15 protein-coding genes are annotated in these 20897 nt (G+C 34.4%); 5 read left to right on the top strand and 10 right to left on the bottom strand.

The features are described from left to right. Positions 1-288 precede the first annotated feature (288 nt). The 3 genes from V6624_RS20030 to V6624_RS20020 form a co-directional block, all read right to left on the bottom strand. Positions 289-3453, bottom strand: a complete 3165-nt coding sequence (locus V6624_RS20030; protein WP_111289442.1) for an efflux RND transporter permease subunit — start codon at positions 3451-3453, stop codon at positions 289-291. 12 nt (positions 3454-3465) lie between these two features. Next, positions 3466-4683, bottom strand: coding sequence for an efflux RND transporter periplasmic adaptor subunit (locus tag V6624_RS20025; protein ID WP_111289444.1), 1218 nt, complete (start codon positions 4681-4683; stop codon positions 3466-3468). A gap of 248 nt (positions 4684-4931) precedes the next feature. Next, positions 4932-5525, bottom strand: coding sequence for a TetR/AcrR family transcriptional regulator (locus V6624_RS20020; RefSeq protein WP_111289446.1), 594 nt, complete (start codon positions 5523-5525; stop codon positions 4932-4934). 1323 nt (positions 5526-6848) lie between these two features. Between V6624_RS20020 and V6624_RS20015 the strand changes: the two genes are divergently transcribed. Beyond that, positions 6849-7283, top strand: a complete 435-nt coding sequence (locus V6624_RS20015; RefSeq protein WP_111290122.1) for a cupin domain-containing protein — start codon at positions 6849-6851, stop codon at positions 7281-7283. A gap of 67 nt (positions 7284-7350) precedes the next feature. Here V6624_RS20015 and V6624_RS20010 read toward each other — a convergent pair whose 3' ends face one another. Both V6624_RS20010 and V6624_RS20005 read right to left on the bottom strand, forming a co-directional pair. Continuing rightward, positions 7351-7686, bottom strand: a complete 336-nt coding sequence (locus V6624_RS20010; RefSeq protein WP_111289448.1) for a hypothetical protein — start codon at positions 7684-7686, stop codon at positions 7351-7353. Positions 7687-7920: 234 nt separating this feature from the next. Next, a complete protein-coding gene (locus V6624_RS20005) occupies positions 7921-8538 on the bottom strand; it encodes a hypothetical protein (RefSeq protein WP_111289450.1) in 618 nt (205 codons plus the stop codon). Between the two features lie 865 nt (positions 8539-9403). On the opposite strand from V6624_RS20005, the gene V6624_RS20000 reads away from it, so the two are divergent. Further along, a complete protein-coding gene (locus V6624_RS20000; RefSeq protein WP_111290124.1) occupies positions 9404-9637 on the top strand; it encodes a hypothetical protein in 234 nt (77 codons plus the stop codon). 84 nt (positions 9638-9721) lie between these two features. Here the strand turns inward: V6624_RS20000 and V6624_RS19995 are convergent, their stop codons facing one another. The 5 genes from V6624_RS19995 to V6624_RS19975 form a co-directional block, all read right to left on the bottom strand. Then, positions 9722-10741: a DUF4365 domain-containing protein gene (locus V6624_RS19995; RefSeq protein WP_111289452.1), complete on the bottom strand. Its 1020-nt coding sequence runs from the start codon at positions 10739-10741 to the stop codon at positions 9722-9724. An 84-nt stretch (positions 10742-10825) separates the two neighbouring features. Next, positions 10826-12079 carry a putative phage abortive infection protein gene (locus V6624_RS19990; protein WP_111289454.1) on the bottom strand — a complete coding sequence of 418 codons (1254 nt, stop codon included), beginning with the start codon at positions 12077-12079 and terminating at the stop codon, positions 10826-10828. A gap of 298 nt (positions 12080-12377) precedes the next feature. Continuing rightward, the gene (locus tag V6624_RS19985; protein ID WP_111289456.1) at positions 12378-13463 is read right to left on the bottom strand and encodes an efflux RND transporter periplasmic adaptor subunit; all 1086 of its coding nucleotides are present in this window, start codon (positions 13461-13463) and stop codon (positions 12378-12380) included. A 221-nt stretch (positions 13464-13684) separates the two neighbouring features. Further along, a complete protein-coding gene (locus tag V6624_RS19980) occupies positions 13685-16975 on the bottom strand; it encodes an efflux RND transporter permease subunit (protein ID WP_111289458.1) in 3291 nt (1096 codons plus the stop codon). A gap of 12 nt (positions 16976-16987) precedes the next feature. Further along, positions 16988-18373 carry a TolC family protein gene (locus tag V6624_RS19975; RefSeq protein ID WP_111289460.1) on the bottom strand — a complete coding sequence of 462 codons (1386 nt, stop codon included), beginning with the start codon at positions 18371-18373 and terminating at the stop codon, positions 16988-16990. Positions 18374-18547: 174 nt separating this feature from the next. Between V6624_RS19975 and V6624_RS19970 the strand changes: the two genes are divergently transcribed. From V6624_RS19970 to V6624_RS19960, 3 genes are all read left to right on the top strand, one after another. Then, positions 18548-19585 (top strand): sensor histidine kinase, encoded by a 1038-nt coding sequence (locus V6624_RS19970; RefSeq protein WP_338839959.1) that lies wholly within the window; start codon positions 18548-18550, stop codon positions 19583-19585. Further along, positions 19582-20286 (top strand): LytR/AlgR family response regulator transcription factor, encoded by a 705-nt coding sequence (locus V6624_RS19965; protein WP_263522777.1) that lies wholly within the window; start codon positions 19582-19584, stop codon positions 20284-20286. The genes V6624_RS19970 and V6624_RS19965 overlap by 4 nt, the downstream gene beginning before the upstream one ends. 135 nt (positions 20287-20421) lie before the next feature. Beyond that, positions 20422-20895 (top strand): hypothetical protein, encoded by a 474-nt coding sequence (locus V6624_RS19960; RefSeq protein WP_338839957.1) that lies wholly within the window; start codon positions 20422-20424, stop codon positions 20893-20895. Positions 20896-20897: the final 2 nt, after the last annotated feature.

Genomic DNA, 20897 nt, shown 5'->3' with positions numbered 1-20897 from the left:
TTTTTAAACACATAGAAACATAGTTTGTAGAGGCATTAAAAAAGGCGTTTCACTTATTTTAAATCCACATAGTTTTCTATGTGTGGAAACTAGTTTCTTTTGCTTTCTTTTGTTAGAAATAGACAAAAAACTATGTCTCTATGTGTTAAAATATTTTTTCATCCCAAAGGGTTAAATTTCTGTACAAGTATCTTTTCTGGTTTCCAGATCTCTTGAGATTCTGTACGATATATATCCGATGCCAAATATGATGGCGACAAGAATGGTTGTTATATAATTTTCCATTTATTATTTTTCTTCGTTATGAATTACAGCGATTGGTTTTCCGCTCACTTTTTCTTGTAAATGCTGGAAGATGATGAATAAAACAGGAATAATAAATAATCCTAGAATTACTCCTGAAAGCATCCCTCCAGCTGCCCCAATACTGATGGAGTGGTTACCTTGTGCAGATGGCCCTTTTGCACTCATCATTGGCACTAAACCTACCACAAAAGCAAGAGACGTCATGATAATTGGTCGCAAACGTAATTTTGCTGCCATGATTGAAGCTGCTACTAAACCTTGTCCTGATCTTCTTCGCTGCGCCGCAAATTCCACAATCAAGATGGCATTTTTGGCGAGAAGCCCAATCAGCATGACAAGAGCAACTTGTACGTAAATGTTGTTTTCAATTCCAGTTAAACCAATAGCAACGAATACTCCAAAAATACCTGCAGGAATTGATAAAATAACTGCTAGAGGAAGGATATAACTCTCATACTGTGCAGCAAGTAGGAAATAAATGAATATCAAACACAGTAAGAAAATTGTAGCCGATTGCCCTCCTGAAGAAATCTCTTCACGCGTTTGGCCCGAGAATTCAAACCCGTAACCTGCAGGTAATTGTTGTGCTGCTACTTCTTCAATTGCTTTAATGGCATCTCCAGAACTAAATCCAGGTTTCGGAATGGCATTAATAGAAATTGAGTTAAATAAATTATATCTGGAAGCGGTTTCTGAACCATAAATACGAGTTAGTTTTACTAAAGTATTTATTGGCACCATTTCGCCTGTTTTGTTTTTTACAAAAACTCTGTCAATTGCTGTTGGATCTGCTCTGTCTTCGATATCAGCCTGAACAACCACACGGTAATATTTACCAAATCGGTTAAAATCTGAAGCCTGTGCGCTGCCAAAGTAAGCCTGCATGGTTTGTAAAATGTCTTTTACATTAACACCCAATTGATTTGCTTTTTCGTCGTTAACTTCCAATTGCAATTGCGGATAATCGGCTTTGAAAGAGGTAAAGGCAACTGCAATTTCAGGACGTTTCATTAATTCACCGATAAAGTTTTGAGAGATTCCACTGAACTTGTCAAGTTTTCCTCCTGTTTTATCTTGTAAAACTAAATCTAAAGCCTCAACGTTACTAAATCCAGGAACAGTTGGGAAACTGAATACGAAGAAACTTCCGCCAGAAATAGCGCCCAGTTTACCACGAACCTGATTCATGATTTCGTCAATGTTTTTTACTTCTCCACGCTCTTCGTTTGGTTTAAGCAATACGAATACAACCGCAGAAGATGGACTTGTAGAGTTGGTCAATAAGTTGAAACCTGAAATCGCTGTAACGAATCTTGAAGCGTCTAATGCTTTTAAAGTATTCTCAGCTTCAGTCATTACTTTTTGAGTTCCGTCTAATGATGTTCCAGATGGCGTATTTACTGCAATTGCAATAAATCCTTGATCTTCTGTTGGAATAAACCCTTGAGGGGTTGTTTTTACCATTACCACTGTTGCCAATGTAATTAAAGCCAATCCGCCTAAACTCAACCATTTTCTTCTGATTAAGAACTTAAGTCCGCCTGTGTAACGGTTTGTCAACGATTCGAAACTGCTGTTGAAAGCGCTAAAGAATTTCTCTTTAAATCCTTTTTTCACATAAGGCGCGTCGTGATCGTGAGCTCCGTGATTATCTTTTAAGAATAATGCGGCAAGCGCAGGGCTCAATGTTAAAGCATTTACAGCCGAAATTACAATTGCAATTGCCATTGTAAAGGCAAACTGACGATAGAAAACTCCTGTTGAGCCTTCCATAAAACCAACCGGCAGGAATACAGCAGCCATTACCAGCGTAATCGAGATAATAGCACCCGTTATTTCGTGCATTGCTTCATGGGTTGCGATTTTTGGAGACAAACGTTTATGCTCCATTTTCGCATGCACCGCTTCGACTACCACAATGGCATCATCGACCACAATACCAATCGCCAGAATTAATGCGAAAAGCGTTAAAAGGTTGATCGAAAATCCGAATAACTGCATGAAGAAGAACGTTCCTAAAATTGCTACAGGTACAGCAATGGCCGGGATTAATGTTGATCTAAAATCTTGCAAGAAGATAAATACCACAATAAATACTAGAATAAAAGCTTCTAATAATGTATGCTCAACTTGTTCAATAGATTGGTCAAGAGATACTTTTGTACTATAGAAAATATTGTGTTTGATACCTTTAGGAAAATCTTTAGAAGCTTTTTCCATCATTTTGTTAATGGCAATCTGAATATCATTTGAGTTAGATCCAGCTAACTGAATAACCCCAATTACAATTCCTTTTTTACCATTTAAACGAGTTAAACTGTTGTAAGAGTAAGCACCAAGTTCAACTCTCGCTACATCTTTTAAGCGAAGTACTGAGCCATCTGCATTAGAACGTATAGCAATATTTTCATAATCTTCTGGTTTCGTTAATTTCCCTTTGTATTTAATAACGTATTCAAAAACTTCTTTGCTTCGCTCTCCAAATTTCCCTGGAGCCGCTTCCAAACTTTTGTCTTGAATAGCGCCCATAACTTCGCTTGGCGTTACTTTATAAGTTGACATTTGTGTTGGATTCAACCAAACACGCATAGAGTAATCTTTTACACCACCAAAAATACTAGCAGAACCTACACCTGGAATACGTTTTAACTCCGGAATAATATTAATCTGTGCATAATTGGCAACAAAAGTCTGATCGTATTTTGATTCATCTTCGGTGTACATACCAATTGCCATGATGAAACTGTTTTGTTGTTTCGCCGTAACAATACCTTGCTGCACAACCTCGGCAGGCAATTGACTTGTCGCTTGTGCAACTCTGTTTTGTACGTTTACGGCAGCTTGGTCGGCATCAGTTCCTAGCTTAAAGAAAACGGTGATTGCCAAAGTACCGTCGTTACTCGCTGTAGAACTCATGTAGGTCATGTTTTCTACACCATTTATAGATTCTTCGATAGAAGGTGCCACAGAACGTAAAACCGTTTCTGCGTTAGCTCCAGGATATACCGCCGTTACCAAAACCGATGGAGGCGCAATATCAGGAAACTGTTGTAAAGGCAGTTTAGTTAAACCCAATACTCCCAGAATCACCAATAAAATGGAAATTACGGTTGCCAGTACAGGTCTTTGTATAAATATTTTGAACATTATTTCTTCTGATTATTTTTTATTAGTTACTTCGGCAACTTTAGTTGATTTTTCAGGCTGAATCGCTTGCCCGTCCTGAAGTTTGTCAATACCGCTTAACACGATTTGGTCGCCAGTTTTTACACCTTCTTTAATTAAATAATTGGTACCGCTTTTACCCACAACGGTAATAGGCATTTTAGTTACTTTGTTGTCTTTGCCTACAGTGAAAACAAATACTTTGTCCTGCATTTCAACTGTAGCCGACTGTGGAACTAAAATTGCATCGTCGTGCTGTAATCCTAAACGGATTCTTCCTGTGTTTCCAGAACGTAAGGTTCCGTTTGCATTTGGGAAAGTGGCTCTAATTGTGATGGCACCTGTAGTTTTATCAAACTGACCGTCAACCATATCGATTTTTCCTGTTTTTGGATAAGCACTGTTATCAGCCAAAATCAAAGTAACTGGAGGAAGTTTTTTGATTTTATCTCCTAATGAACTTCCTGCATATTGCTCTTTAAAGTGGATGAAATCTGTTTCACCTAAAGAAAAATAAGCATATACTTCATGAACATCAGATAAAGTTGTTAACGCTTCAACATCAGAAGCAGAAACTAAACTTCCTTGTTTTTTAGGCAGTCTTCCAATGTAACCGCTAACTGGAGCCGTAACATTTGTATATCCTAAATTAATTTTTGCAGAACCAACCATTGCCTTTGCTTGTTCGATATTCGCAGCAGCAATTTTTTGAGAAGCTTTAGCTGTTTTCAATTGGTAATCAGAAACTACTTTGTTTTGTACTAACGGAGTCAATTTATCAACTTCTAAATTCGCGTTGATCAAAGCCGCTTCTGCAGCGTGAAGACTTGCTAAAGCATTGTTTAACTGCTCACGATATGGACGTTCATTTATTTTGAATAAAGTTTGTCCTTTGCTTACATAAGCACCTTCGTCAACAAAAATTCGGTCAAGGTTTCCGCTTACTTGTGGGCGAATTTCAACGTCAACAGTTCCTTGTATAGAAGCTGGATATTCAGCATCAGTAGTTGTATTTGCACTTGTTATAGCCAACACAGGTAAAACCGGCGGCGGTGGAGCAGTAGGCGCCTGATTTTTGTCGCCACAGCTGCTTAATACTAAAGCCAGAATAAAACTGGTTATAATTACATTTTTCATTTTCATATTGGTTTTAATTGGTTGAACATTCTCTCGGATTAAATTTTTTGGTATTCTGGAATTCTCGGGATTCATATTTAATTAAATTAAATTATCTAACGTTGTTAAGTAAAAGTGCACAAACTTTCATACTTTTTATCTTTTTCAATGTGTTCTAAAATCACTATTAAAATATTTAACGGTGTTAAGTAAAAGTCTAAAAAAAAGGCTTTTATTACCTCGATTAAATTTTCTAACAGCGTTAAGTGAATGTTATAAAAAAAAGGATTTTATATTATCCAATTAAATTATTTTACACTGTTAAGTAAAAATTGAAAAAAATATTATTGTATAGATTTGATGATACCGCCAATGGCATCTTTCAAAATTTGAGCATTTATTGTTTCTAAAATATCACTTTTGTTAATGATGTTGATGGCGATTAAACCATGAATAACAGAAAAGAAAGTGAAATACTTTTGTTTAATGATATCTTGACTCGGATTGCTTTCTTTCATTACTTCAGCAATAACCTGAGTGAATAATTTGTAAGGTCCCTCTTGAGCCGAACATCGCTGTGCGCAACACGTCATTTGAACACCAAACATCAGCTGATACATTTCAGTATTAGTAAAAGCGAAGTCCCAGTAAGTCATCCACATGGCTTCCAATTGATCTTCGGGTTTTTCAAACTTATCTATTGCAACTTGCAATTCTTTAGTCAGTTTAATAAAACCTTTGCCAGTCAGTTCTTCTAAAATTGCTTCTTTATTTGAGAAATATTCATAAATAATAGGAGCAGTATATTCGATTCTGTCAGCAATTTTACGCATACTCAAACCATTCCAGCCTTCTTCTTTTACGATATCATAAGCAGCGCCAAGGATATTGTTCCTTGTCTCTTCTTTTTGTCTCAAAATTCGATCTTTGCTAGCCATTATATTCGAGTATTAAATCGTTTAACACTGTTAGGCAAATGTATGACGGTTTTTCTAATAATGAAATATTTTTATCATAATATTTTCTTATCGTGTCATAGATTAATGCAAAAAGCTTTAAGAACCCTTTATTTTATTGAGATTTCTTTTGGTGTGATTTTATTAAGGAGCACAACTTTTTCGTTTTTTAAGACCACTTGTCCTGCTCTTCACTATATCTTTTATGCCGAACCCCGGCATAAAAGGATGCCGTTTCGATCAGGGCTAGGTGAGAGCGTGTATTTTTTCATTAGAACTTTGTCAAAGTTTCAAACTTTGACAAAGTTGACAAGAACGATTCTCTTACCGCAAAATTCCGAAAGAATGAAATATTTATAGATTGTTGGTTACGCGGTTTACAAAAAAGCTCCAGCGGAGCGACATATTAATTATTGCAAATCCAAAAAATATTTCGCCCCGCTGGGGCTCTTGCAAAACGGAATTGATTTTTCTATAAATATTCCGTCCCTCTGGGACTTGCTATAGAATACAATTTTAACGTTCGGTTTGTCATCCTGAGGAACGAAGGATCACACTCGAATATCGACAAAGATTGGAATTTCACAAATAAATAAAGCTCAAAATTCTCATCCCGCAAAATTCCGGAGGAATGAAATATTTATAGATTGTTGGATACACGGTTTGCAAAGAGCTCCAGCGGAGCGACATATTAATTATTGTAAATCCAAAAAATATTTCGCCCCGCTGGGGCTCTTGCAAAACGGAATTGATTTTTCTATAAATATTCCGTCCCGCTGGGACTTGCTGTAGAATGCAATTTTAGCATTCAGTTTGTCATCCTTAGGAACGAAAGATCATACGAGCAAATCGACAAAGATTAGAATTTCACAAATAAATAAAGCGTAAAATTCCGGAGGAATGAAATATTTATAGGTTTATGGATACGCGGTTTACAAAAGAGCTCCAGCGGAGCGACATATTAATTATTGCAAATCCAAAAAATATTTCGCTCCGCTGGGGCTCTTCTAAATTGGAATTAATTGTTTATAAATATTTCGTCCCGCTGGGACTTTTGCAGAATACAATTTTGGCGTTCAGTTTGTCATCCTGAGGAACGAAGGATCACACTCGTAAGTCGACAAAGATTAGATTCCACGCGTAGTTTGTCATCCCGACGAAAGGAGGGATCTCCATAAGTAGCTCCGCAAAGATTGTCAATTATGATTGCGGAATTCCTAGTGTGATCCTTCGTTCCTCAGGATGACAAAAACTCGAATACAGCCATCTGTATTCAATTTTTTTCGTAACATTACAATAAAAAAAATGAAACCTCTAACTATCCTAAAGACCACAATCGCTGTTTTATTTTTCCAGCAAACCTTTTCTCAGGAAACAAAAAAAGAAACCGTAACACCACAATACACAATCGAAAACTGTGTCAATCATTTTGATATAAACAAAGCCACCAAAACCAAAGTAGGTTATCAATATTGGTTTGCAGACAAAGATTTTACTCAAGAAAACACTTTAAAAATGAGCATTGTCGAACCTGGAAAATCAACACACGCGCCGCATCACCATCCTGAAGAAGAATTTTTCTACATCTTAGAAGGAACAGCCGAATTCTTCCTTAACGGAAAAACTGTTACAGCTGGTCCAAATACAAGTTTCTATTGTCCGCCAAATGCCGAACACGGAATTAGTAATGCAGGAAAAACAGATTTGAAATATTTAGTTATTAAAAAGGATTTGAGATAGTTTGGTTTCTTGTATTTTGAATTTTTTGGTTGTGTTTAACGGAATTTAATTAGCATTTAAGATACCATTAATCTGCATGCATTTCAAAATAATTGGAAGCCATTTCTACAATTGCCTCTTTTGTTGTAAAACTATATTGAACTCCATGATTGAGTGTATAGGAATCTCCAAGTTCAGGATAATGCTGTTTTCCATCGATTTGAAAGGGATCTAGAACCGACAGCCAAAGATTGCGATGCCGATCTTTGAAATAAAACTGATCTCTATCTGAAACGACTAAGATCGTCCCATTGTTATCGTCAAGAATTGAAGTGTAGTTACTGCTTTCATAATCGCCCAAAATAGTAATATTGGTATTGTATTTTTGGGACATTATTTTTGCAATTTTCTTTTTTAACGGCATAAGAAGTGGTATTTAATTGGTCTGGAAGACAGTAAATTTAAAACCGCAGGATTTATGAATATTACCCCTAAAAGTTTTTTTTATATTAAAATAAGGTTTTTTTGCTCGATAATTTGAGTGAAGCTTTGAATACTTATTTTCGACTAGAAGCATACATAAGTTTCAATAAAATAAAAAACCTCGATCTTATGAATCAAGGTTTTGTTTTAAAATCTTTGTTTTTCAATGCGTTATCTATAATTCTAATGTAATCAAATAAAGAATGAAAGCAAGTAGTATTGATCCAATTCCAACTATCAGTATTGGATCGACTATATCAAAAAGTTTTGGTTTTTTAGGAAGAGAATATACAATGGCTGTCAAAATAGTGATCGAAAACAAAATCAGAAAAATCCTTTTTCCTCCTCCAGTGTCTACTTCATTTCTGCATCTAAGATCGAGGTATTCTTTATCATTTTTTATGAGCGAATGAATTTCACAGGAATTTTGCGTGTTGAAATCATTCAAATCATTTTTTAAAATAGCAATTGAGATAGTATCTCCAGTTTTTATTTCATTTATAACTTCTTCATCATTAACACAACTATAGTCATAACCAGTAATCTCAAAAGTACTTTGATTATTAATGCAATTAAATTCTATCCATTTTCTGCTTCTTTTTCCTTTTCTTTCTTTGAATTTAGGAGCGTTCGAAATGATCAGGTTTTCATAAACTTCAAGGTCTGATTTTTCTATGGCATAACTTCCGCTAATGACTTTGATAAAAAAATAAGTTCCGAAAATGAGACACAATACAGATACAACTAAATAACCTTTTTGTTTTTCTTCCCAATCACTAATGCTGTTAATCATATTAAAGTTTGTGATATTTTGTATTCAAAAATAGGAATATTTTTGTAGAGATTTTGGGTTTAGAATTGTTGGTGTTTTTGTTGTGCTTTGTTGTCAGTCTGAGCGAAGTCGAAGACCGCATTAGTAGCTCTACAAAGATTGGCGATTATAGGAGCGGGGCTTCGACTTCGCTCAGCCTGACAAATGTTTACGTGCAGCTTGTCATCCTGAGGAACGAAGGATCACACGCGCATATCGACAAAGATTGTCGATTTAGATTGCGGGGCTTCGACTTCGCTCAGCCTGACAAATGTTTACGTACAGTTTGTCATCCTGAGGAACGAAGGATCACACACGCATATCGACAAAGATTGTCGATTTAGATTGCGGGGCTTCGACTTCGCTCAGCCTGACAAATGTTTACGAGTAGTTTGTCATCCTGAGGGACGAAGGATCACACACGCATATCGACAAAGATTGACGATTTAGATTGCGGGGCTTCGACTTCGCTCAGCCTGACAAATGTGTACGTGTAGTTTGTCATCCTGAGGGACGAAGGATCACACATGTATTTCGACAAAGATTATCAACTCACTTTGCGGAGTTTCTCGCGAAGATTTGCTTCGCCTATTCGCTATCGCTCGGGTCTCCTTACGTCGAAATGACAAAAATGCGATAAATCCCTGCTGAAATATAGATTTCTTATATTTGATAAAAGCAATATATTAATTGAAAGAAAAATCCTTCTTTTAAAATAATTTTCTCTACATTTGAAGTTCTTAAATCTTCACATTTAAAATAAAGTAAAAATTTGCCTTTTATGGTTTGACAAGTAATTCTAGCTACAGTGTCTTACCAAACAGGCTTTAATTCACTAAATGGAAGAATGAAAACAAACACCCTTTCCAAAGAAGCCGAAACAAGGCTGATTGATTTTTTTAACCATATTATAGATCCCGAAGATATGGCTAAAATCTTAAGACAAGTAAATTGCATTTTAGCTCTCGGCGTAATGCGACAACACGAAACCCTCCAAATTGGACTAACCAATTTTGAAGACAATTATTATTGGCTCAATGAATTGGCGGAGATTTTGAATCCTTATTTGAGTGCGGAGTAGAGATTTTTTAAATGGAAAAACCTCGACTTTTTTAAGATCGAGGTTTTATTTTAATGTATCATTTATCTGTCGTGCCAATAAGAACTAAATTATTTTTGCAAATATATTTTTTGTCATTTCTACTGCATCTCCCAATTCATTAATTATTAAATCTAACACTTCAATATATTGTTTTTTTGCTTCTTTCAAAGTCGAATGATTATTTGGCATACTACTAACTGTATCTCTTAGATTAATAAAAGTGTTTAATGCATAATCAATTTGATTTGGCACTTGCTCAATGAAATTTACATCATCTACAAAATCTTCTAATCTAAAGTTCAGGAACTGCATGCCTATTATAAGCTTTTCAAATCCACTGATTCCAATAGAATATAATTGAGAAAATAATTCAATCTCTGTCTCAGATCTTCGGGCAGTTAAATTCATTGATTTTCCTAAAGCTTTATAGGTATTTATTAATTCTGCGTTTAAATCTGGCGATTTCTTTTCAATAAAATGGTTTAATTTTTCTGTTAAGCGATTTGTTTCTGTTGTTTGTGAATTTAGAAAAGCACTTATATTATTTATACATATTGTAGCATCAGTAATAGACTTTATGTCTTCATTGATTTCATCAATATCATTCGAATCTACTCTGCCTCTGAAGACATCGAACTTCTTCTCATTTTTAAGAGATAAAATTTGAACAAGTCTGCTTTCTGATTTTTCATTAAGTTTTTGTTTTAATGGAATCTCAATTTTCCATCTTTTTTTACTTTTCTTTAAGTTTTCGGTCGTTATTGCTTGCCAATAGGTTTCATCTTCATTTGGTAAATGAGCAACAAGGATTATGGGGATGTTTAGATTTAACCAGTAATTATAATGGACATTGCTAACATAATAGGTCAAACCTTTTTCAGTTTTATAAAAATTGCCCAAACCACTCTTAATTTGAATCGCAATAAATTTCCCCGTGGGTTCTCCATTTTGAACTTGCTCTATTATTCCATCTATTCCCACATCAGCAATAGATTGTTCTCTAAAAATCCAACCAAGATTTTTAGTTATAATTCTTTCTGTTGCATTAACACCTATTCTTTCTGTAGGATCAAATCTTTTCATGTTTTTAAATCTTGAATTTAATGCTTTTTTATAAAAAAAATGATTTTATTGTTTATCAAAAACTTTTCTCTGGTTCCTTAATCACTATTTTCTTGTACTAATTATATAGACTTGTTCAAAAAGGGAATCTCTATCTTTTTTATTTTCTTCATAATTAAAATTAGTGTCTGAAAATATAATTTTTAAATTCAATCCTTCAATCAAAAAGGTTGGAGGTAAATTATGAATTATTCTGAAATCAGTCAAAAATTTATTTTCATTATTTTCCCATTCAGACCCTGTTCCTGAATACCAGTTATAAAATATGTGTAATTGCTCGTAATTGGAAAGTATTGATCTAAGTACTCTTAAATAATTTCTTTTCTCATGATAACTTAGAAAATCATTATTAGCCACATATTTAACTAGAGAGTACAGTTGTCTAATTATCAGTGATAATTTCGTTTCCATACCCTTAAAGGGAATATGATTGAATTTTATTCCGTACTTTTCAATAAAGATTAAGTATGAATAATGATAATTTTCAAATAGTAGGTCTTGAAATAATGTATCATATTCTTTAATGTCTAATTTTTCCAAAAGGGTTGATACTTCTAAATCTTCTTCATTAGTTAAAGTCTTATTTTGCTCTTTGTCTTTAATGATATATCTATATATACTATCTAAAATATCATCCAGTTCTAGAAAATCTTTTTTACGTATATTATATTTATCGCTAAGAAATAGAATGTTTTTTTCTTCAAAGAAAAATTTTCTGCCCATATAAAAAATTTTATAGGCAATTTTGAATTTAATTTCAATTGGTTTGTCTGTCAATATATTAGATACTATAAAATAGATAAATTTTATTTCCTTATCTAATTCGTAGAAAACTTTACGGCCTGTTAGTGTACTACCATTTTTTAAGGGTAAGTATATATTATTAATTTCTTCTTTTGCTAAATTTAGTCTTTCATAAAATTGTGACTCAAATTGTTGAATTGTGAATTGTTCTTGTACCTGTTGATTGGCTATAAATTGCGCATAAAAAGCAAGTGATGCTGCAATTATCCCAATAAAGGCAATTATTGGGTTCAGAATACCACCAATTAAATCGCCATATGGACCAATTTTTCCGTAGTCTACAGTTGTTAGATTAGGATTGACCAATAAATCATTAGTAAAATTTAAAATTATTGCTAATAGAAATGCAGATATTGCTAATAAACATAAGGAAATAATAACTGTTGAGCTTTTTTTATTTTTAGCGTTTTTTCCAAATTTATGTAATAAGAAATAGCCTGAAAAGAAAAATGCAATAGCTGCAATGACTGAAGATAAAAAAGAAAAAAAAATCATGTTTTGGTTTTAATAAATTTTAGGATTTATTCGATTGGAAATTTAAGTACTATCTATCGAATAATTTTACGGAAAACCGTAAGATTATAAATTAAGATTTTATTTAGATGAGTTCTTTTCAGATTATTCTTTAATTAGAAAAGTTAGAAATACAATTAGGTTTTGGTAAACGTAGTAACAAAAAAAGGACAGTCCCTCCAATTAAAGAAGAACTGCCCTTTTAGGCAAATTTTTAAATTTGCATTCCTAAGAATGCGTACAGTTTTTGGTAATCACTAAATTGAAGACTAAACGCAGGTTATTCGTTTATGGTATCGCCTTCCTTAGTTTCTTCGCTGGCAATTTTTACCAGTTTATCGTTTGGAGTCAAATCGCCGAAAATTTCAATTTTATCTTCGATTTCTCTTCCTTTTTTAATGTCAACTCTTGTCGCTTTGTGGTTTACTACTTTTACCACATAAATTCCTTCTGCAGAACTTACTACTGCCGATTTTGGCACTACAAATGTGCTGTCTTTCGCGTTAAGCGGTAATAAAACTTCGGCAACCATTCCTGGCAATAAATTTCCTTTGGTGTTGTGAACGTCCATTTCAACTCTTTCAGAACGTAATTTTAAATCTAAAGCGCCAGACATTCTGGTAATTTTAGCTGTAAAAGTATCTGGTAACGATTTTACATTAAAACTCATTTCGTCGCCTGGGTGTAAATATCCTGTGTACAATTCTGGAACAGAAACCGCCAAACGTAATTTGCTTTGTTCCTGAATCGTCAATAAAGGCAAATCTGAACCTTTTCCTGCTGGGCCAACAAATGTTCCTAAATTCACATTTCTAGCTGCTACAACACCATCAAAAGGAGCACGAATTTCCAGATAACCTCTCATAATCGAGATTTCTTTGTGTGCTGCAATTGCTGCTTGGTATTGTGCATAATCAGAATTCTTTTTACCGCTTGCCATTTCTAAATCGTTTTTAGAAATCGTTCCTTCCACTTTGCTTGTTTCGTACAAACGGTTGTAAGTGCTTTTGCTGGTTGCGTAAATCGCTTCCATAGATTTCAATCTCGATTCGGCTGCTACTACTTGCGAGCTTATTTCTGGCGCTTCTAAAACAATTAAAAGCTGTCCTTTTTTTACTTTCGTACCAATATCAACTTTTAAAGTTTTTACGAAACTGCTCACTTTTGCGTACAAATCAACTTGTTGGAAACCGGTTAATTCAGCTGGTAAACGCAATTCGGTTGTTAGTTTTTCTTTCGATAAAAGGAAAGTTTCAATTTTAGGTTCTATTTCTGCTTTCGCAGTTTCTTCTTTTTTCTTTTCACAGCTTAGTACAACTAAAGCTGTAAATAGTATCGCTGTAGATTTTATAATGTTGCTTTTCATTTTTTGGTTTTATATAATGAATATATTTTTAATTCTTTGGGAGTAATTATTTTAACACATAGACACATAGCTTTTCTTTGTGCATAAAAGGCGTTTCACTTTTTTAAATACATCTCGAAGCTTCGGGACTATGTGTGAAAACTAGTTTTTTCTTTTACCTTTTTTTATTAAAACTAAAATCTATGTTTCTATGTGTTTAAAAAAAAATTACACTCAACGAGTTATGACTTTCCAACTTTCGACTTACTTATTGATGAGATATAATGGATACTTTCTTCGTCTTCAGGATCTAAAGAAACAGATTGTGTCGATGTTTTTTCTTGTGCCCACGCAAATATCTGCGGAAGGATTAATAATACGGCAAAAGTAGAAAATAATAATCCGCCAATAACCGCTCTTCCTAACGGAGAAACCTGATCGCCTCCTTCGCCGTGTCCAATTGCCATTGGTAACATTCCCGCAATCATCGCAACAGATGTCATGATAATCGGACGAAGACGCAACGCAGCAGCTTCACGCGCAGATTCTAAGGCATTTCCGTTTATTTTTCGAAGCTGTTCAGCATTCGTGACCAAAAGTACGGCGTTTGCAATAGAAACCCCAACCGACATGATGATTCCCATATACGATTGTAAATTTAATGTAGAACCAGTAATAGTAAGCATTAATAAAGCGCCTAAAACTACCGCAGGAACCGTTGTTAAAATTACCAGCGAAACTTTGAACGATTGGAAATTAGCAGCCAACATTAAGAAGATTACAAAAATGGCAACCAATAATCCTGTTTGTAAACTGCTTAATGTTTCGGTCAATACAGTACTTAGTCCAATTGGCGTAATAAACAAACCACGAGGCAATTCGCCTAAAGAACTAATTGTTTTGTCAACATCTTTTGTAGCCGTACCTAAATCGGTTTGGTAGATGTTTGCTGTAACGGTAATGTATGGCATGGCTCCTAAATTGTCATTTTCACCGCTTACAAAGCCCGGTGTAATTTTGGCAACATCACTTAAAACAGGACGAAGCGAATTTTTCAATACTGGAATTTCTCCAATATCAGTTTTGCTTTTCATTTTATTTAATGGCACTTGAACCTGAACAGAATATGATAATCCTGCTTTTTCATCGACCCAGTTATTTTTTTCTGTATAACGAGAAGATGAAGTTGAAGCCACAAGCGAACGCGAGATATCGTTCATATCAACTCCTAATTCAGCAGCACGGGTTCGGTCAATATCAATATTCATTGCTGGATAATGAATTGGCTGACCAATTTGAACGTCTCTGAAATATGAAATCGCTTTTAGTTTGTCTACAATTTGAGTAGCGTATAATTCATTTTTCTTTTTGTCTTTTCCGGCAACTCGAATCTCGATTGGAGTAGGAGAACCTTGACTTAAAACTTTATCTGTCAATTCGATTGGCTCAAAAGAAAGTTTAGTATCAGGAAGCACTTTTTTAAGTCTTGCTCTAAACTCGTCTTTAAAGTCATCCATGTCTGCCTCATAGTCTTTCAAACTCACTTGGAAAACCGCTTCGTGAGAACCCGCCATGAAAAGATAAATCGGGTTGATCGAGAATAGAGAAGGGTGCTGACCGACATAAACAGAAGAAATTCCGATATGATCTTTGCCCACCATTTTTTCCAGTTCTTTTAAAACAATTCTGGCTTGTTCTTCGGTTCTTTCCAAACGCGTTCCATCAACAGCACGCATTCTCAGCTGAAACTGGCTTGAATTGGTTCTTGGGAAAACGTCTTTTCCAATTAAACTAATAAATACTACAGCGAGAATAATAGATCCTGTTAAATAAACAATTGTCGTAACTTTTTTATGAACAAACAAACGATCTAAAGTTCGCATGAAACGATTTCTGAACTTTTCGAAACCGCTTACTTTTCCGTCGTCGTTGAAATCTTCTCTTTCAACCAAATCTTTTTTCTGACCAATTAAATTTTGTTCAGATTCTGGTGTTAAACCACAGTCATTAAATTCAGCTTCGTCATCAGTAATTTCTGGTCCGTGCGCATGTTTTTCATGTCCTTTCATCATCCAGTTGGCCATTACAGGTACAAATGTCTGCGAAAGCAAGAATGAAATTACCATTGAGAATCCAATTGCTAAAGCTAAAGGAAGAAACAATGCTCCCGGAATACCAACCATTGTAAATGCTGGCGCAAATACAGCTAGAATACAAAGAAGAATCAATAATTTAGGTAAAGCAATTTCCTGACAGGCATCCCAAATAGCGAGTGCCTTGGGTTTTCCCATATCGAGATGCTGGTGAATATTTTCGATCGTTACCGTACTTTCATCCACCAAAATACCAATTGCCAAAGCTAATCCTGATAAGGACATTAAGTTGATGGTTTGTCCGAATAATTTTAGGAATAAAACTCCAGAAATAATCGAAATCGGAATCGTCATAATTACAATTAAAGCCGCACGACGGTCACCTAAGAATAATAAAACCATTAATCCTGTTAGAACCGCCCCGATAATTCCTTCAGTAATCAAACTTTTAACCGAGTTGATTACATAAACCGATTGGTCAAATTCATACGTAATGTTTACATCTTCAGGAAGAGTACTTTGAATTTTTGGAAGTTCTTTTTTCAATTTCTGAACCACATCCCATGTTGAAGCGTCTCCCGCTTTTGCAATACTAATATAAACCGAACGTTTTCCGTTTACCAAAGCATAACCTGCCGTAATATCGGCACCGTCTTTTACATTGGCAACATCGCCTAGTTTTAAGTTTTGAACACCGCCTTTGAATAACGGAATCTGCTCAAAATCTTTAATTTCTTTAATCGTATTATTGGTTGGCGTAATATAGTTTTTGTCGCCCATACGTACGTTACCAGATGGAGCCGTTTGGTTGTTTAAACGAATCGCTTCCACGATTTGATCTGGCGTCATATTATGAGAACGCAATAAATCTGGATCTACGTTTACCTCAATAGTTCTTGGACTTCCTCCAAATGGAGCAGGCGATAATAAACCAGGAATTGCAGTAAACGAAGCACGAACATAAACGTTGGCTAAATCCTGTAATTCGTTGTTTGAACGTATTTTACTGCTCAAAACCAATTGTCCAATTGGAAGCGAAGAAGCATCAAAACGAATGATAAATGGAGGCTGAGTTCCAGGAGGAAAAGCCGCCTGGATTCTGTTAGAAAGTGCACTTAACTCGGCAGCAGCCTGAGCCATGTTCGTACCTTCATAATAGGTTAATTTCATAATCATTAACCCTTGAATATTTTTGGTTTCTACGGATTTGATACCGTTCGAGAAAGGTAAAACGTTTACGTAGTTTTTGGCAAAATAAGCTTCCATTTGGTCTGGCGTATAACCTCCAAACGGATGCGCAATATAGATAACCGGCAAATTCATTTTTGGTAAAATATCTACCTTAATGTCTTTGATGGCACCAATTCCGAAGAAAAATAGACCCGCAACCAATACTAAAATGGAAATGGGTTTGCGGAGTGCAAAACGTATTAAATTCATTAGGATTTATAATTAAAATTCATTTATAAATAAGTCAAAATTTCCTGTTGCAGCGACTTTCAGTAAAAACGACTGCCATACATTGTTGTTAACAATATCACGGTCGATTTCTGCACGGTTTAAGACATACATTGTTTGTGTTAAATCGGTCAAATCGGTTAAACCGTTTTTGTATAAAGTCGATTTCTGAATGTAAGCTCTTTTTGCCGCGTCAACTTGAATTGGTGCTTCGGCATAGTTTTCCAAAGTAATTTTGATCTTATCTTCTGCAAAGTTCAATTGCGATTTCAATTCTCTGTCTGCCTGATTATATTCTTCCTGCAATCCTTGAGAAACAAATTTCTGTGCGCTGACTTGCTTACTTGATCTAAACGGTGTGGTTAAATTCCAAGAAATTCCAACTCCAACCAAATAATTTGCACGATCTGGATTTACACCGTCCCAATAATTTCTGGTAAAAGCAGTCTGGTCTGTTGTATAAGATGAGTCAAATCCCGAAGCTCTGGTTTGTAAAACTCCAAAAGCACTCATGGTCGGATAATAAAATCTCTTATACAATTTAACCTGCTGGTTGCTGTAATCGATTTTCGTTTTATAGAATTGTAATAAAGGATGAAGACTATCTGTAGAAGCTTCTTTTGTTACTAATTCCTTCGGAATCTGAGTTACAAATAAAGTATCTGTAACGAAATCCTGAGGCGCAACGCCCATTAAATCGACTAATTTGTTGTTTTGTTCTTTAACGAAGTTTCTAGCAAGGTTTAAAGCAATTTTAGCTTTAGAAACCTCGGCTGTAGCCAAAGTAGAATCGACTCCGGCCAATAATCCGTTTTTAACTCTCGCTGCAGCAGTCTTTTTGAAAACTTCTGCACGATCTAAATTCTTTTGCTGTGAAATCACTAATCTCTGGCTCGCCAATAGATTGAGATAAGCAGCCGAAATTTTGATTTCCTGCTGAAATTTTTCCTGCTGTAAATCTTTTTCTTTAGCCTGAACATCAATTTTAGATAAATTGATTTTTTCCTGTGTTTTTCCGAAAGTGAAAAAATCCCAGTTCATGTTGACTAAATAAAGTGCGCCAAAAGCTGAGTTCCAGTTTTGTTCTGGTAACGGAAGTCCTGATGAAGCAACTCCTAAACCTCCAAAACCATAAAGCGGTCCGTTTTGTCCGTTTACAGTTCCGTAATCCTGCTGTGCCGATAAGTTAAGGTTTGGCAGGTAATCACGTCGAGATTGTTTTAGAGTCTCTTTTGATGCATTGGCGTAATTGTTTTTTGCTCGGATAGAACCGTAGTTTTCAAGACCTATCTTTAATGCTTCTTTTAAAGACAGGGTTTGAGCATAACCGATTGAGGCAAAAATCAATAAAAATAAAATGGTAATTTTTTTGAAATACATAAACTCAAGGTGTGAAATAGAATGTTTTTGATGCAACAAATTTATTTCTCTTACACTGATAAAAGTCAGGTTAAGTGATGTACTGCACTGGTAAATGACGAATTGAATTTGTCATTTAATGGAAAAAATAATTAAAATTTTATTCGAACTTTGTAAACTATTTTAAAATTAAGAATGAACAAAAGAATTGATAACATACTGGATAACAAATGGTGGCAAGAAGTTGCTGTTATCCTTTTCTCCTTTACTATTTATACCTTAAAAAACGATTGGATGTTAATTAGTTCATTCACTTCTATCTTAATGGGTATATTTTTCTACTGCATTTTGTATATGCATGCGCAGTTTAACCGATTCTTTTTACTTCCAATATTATTCAAAGCCAATAAACCTTTCACTTATATTATCCTAACTCTTTTTGGTGTTTTTGTCTTTTCTGTCGTGTTGTATGAAATCACAATGATGGATATGTTTAATAAATGCCATTTGTATCAAAATTCACATCAAAGAAGTTATGCGTATCAATTAGCGAGCGTTCTAGGAACTTTGGTCTGCATTCTGAGTCCGATAATTGTGTTTAAGTTTTATCGTATTCACAGAAAACAAACCGATGCGGCTTTATTGTTCAATCAAATGCAATTAAATTCTTTGAAAGGACAATTAAATCCGCATTTTTTGTTCAATACATTTAATACGCTATACGGAATAAGCCTTCAATTTCCAGATAGAACGCCCGATTTAATTATGAAGGTTTCGCAGTTAATGCGTTATCAATTAGAAAGTAACAGCAAACAATGTGTTTCTTTAGAAGATGAATTGGAGTTTATAAACAGCTATGTTCAGCTTGAAAAAGAACGTGTCGGTTATAGATGCGACATTAATTTTGAAAGTAAAGTTGATATTGAATATACCTATAAAATTTCTCCGATGCTGTTAATTGCATTTATCGAAAATGCCTTTAAACACGGAACTTGTGCTATTGAAAATTGTTTTGTAAAAATCACGATTTCTGTTGAGAACGGATTGCTTCATCTTCATGTTGCCAATTCAATTCCGAAAAAAAACGATGTGATTTCTACCAAAATTGGATTAAAAAACACAATCGAACGTCTGAACTTAATTTATGGAAAAGATTATAAATTAGATGTTAAAGACGATAAACAGACTTATATTGTAGATTTGCAAATACAGCTTAAAAAGTTTGTAGGATGAGAGAAACAAAAAGATGCATTATTATAGATGATGAGCCCGCAGCGCATTATGTTTTGGCTAATTATATCAAACAGAATCCGCAGTTAGAATTGGTTTTTCAAGGTTATAATGGCATTGAAGCGATGAATTATCTTAGAGAAAATCCAGTCGATTTGATGTTTTTGGACATTAATATGCCTGAAATTTCAGGAATGGAATTGCTTAAAATTCTTCCGACACATCCAAAAACAATTTTGACCACAGCTTATTCTGAATTTGCTTTAGAAAGTTATGATTACGGTGTTATTGATTATTTGCTGAAACCAATTTATTTTCCAAGATTTCTAAAGGCAATTGACCGTTTTTTTGCAACCGAAAGTGTGAAGCAAAAAACAGAAGAAACGGTAAATTCGGTTAGCGTAAAAGTAGATGGTTATTTGATGGATATCGAGTTGGATCAGCTTTTATATGCACAGAGTTTTGGTAATTATGTAAAACTTCATACTACAAAGAGAACTTATCTAGCTTCGATTACTACAACGGAATTTGAAAAATGTCTTCCCGAAAAGAGTTTTATGCGCATTCATAAATCGTATATCGTAGCGCTGGATAAAATTGATGCAACCGAAAAAGATTTTGTAGTCATTAAAAACGAAAGAATCCCAATCGGAATTACTTATAAAAGAGAATTGACAGATAGATTAAAAAAGCTTGAATTGTAAACAGAATTTTTGTCTAATGCTTAATTTAAAAGAAGTTTTAAGTGTTGGTGAAAAATGTTAATTTCTTCATGTGATCTTAATAAAAAAGTAGTAATTTTAATACGTTGTTTGAAGTTTAATTTAAAGAATGAAACTATGAAAAACGTGTTTTTTACATTGGCTTTTTTATGCAGTAGTATTTTAATTGCACAGGAAGGAACAAACATGAAAAAGTTGATCACTCCGCCAGAACAGGTGAGATTAGCTTTTGAAAAAGAATATCCTGGAAAAGTGCCTGTTTGGTCTGAAGAATATGTTGGTGATGATGCAGATGAAATTAGATTTGAGGCAAAATATAACGTAAGTAATACAACCAAAGCGGTTGCGATTTATGATAACTTAGGAAATATGAAAGCGTATGAGTTACAGATTCCTTTTAGTCAGCTTCCGCCAAAATCGCAGGCATATTTAAAGAAAAATTATGCTCCAAAAGCGATTCGAGAAATTGCAATGGTGGTAGATAATAAAAATGTAACAACTTATGAAGTAGGAATAGAAAAGGATACTAAATTTTATGACATCCAGTTTGATAAAGATGGAGGTTTTGATGTTATAATAGAAAAAAATTAGAA

The sequence above is a fragment of the Flavobacterium ginsenosidimutans genome (genome assembly GCF_037478105.1).
In the GTDB taxonomy this organism is placed as follows: Bacteria; Bacteroidota; Bacteroidia; order Flavobacteriales; family Flavobacteriaceae; genus Flavobacterium; species Flavobacterium ginsenosidimutans.
The sequence above is the reverse complement of the archived record's forward strand: the minus strand, read 5'-3'. Positions and strand labels throughout refer to the sequence as shown.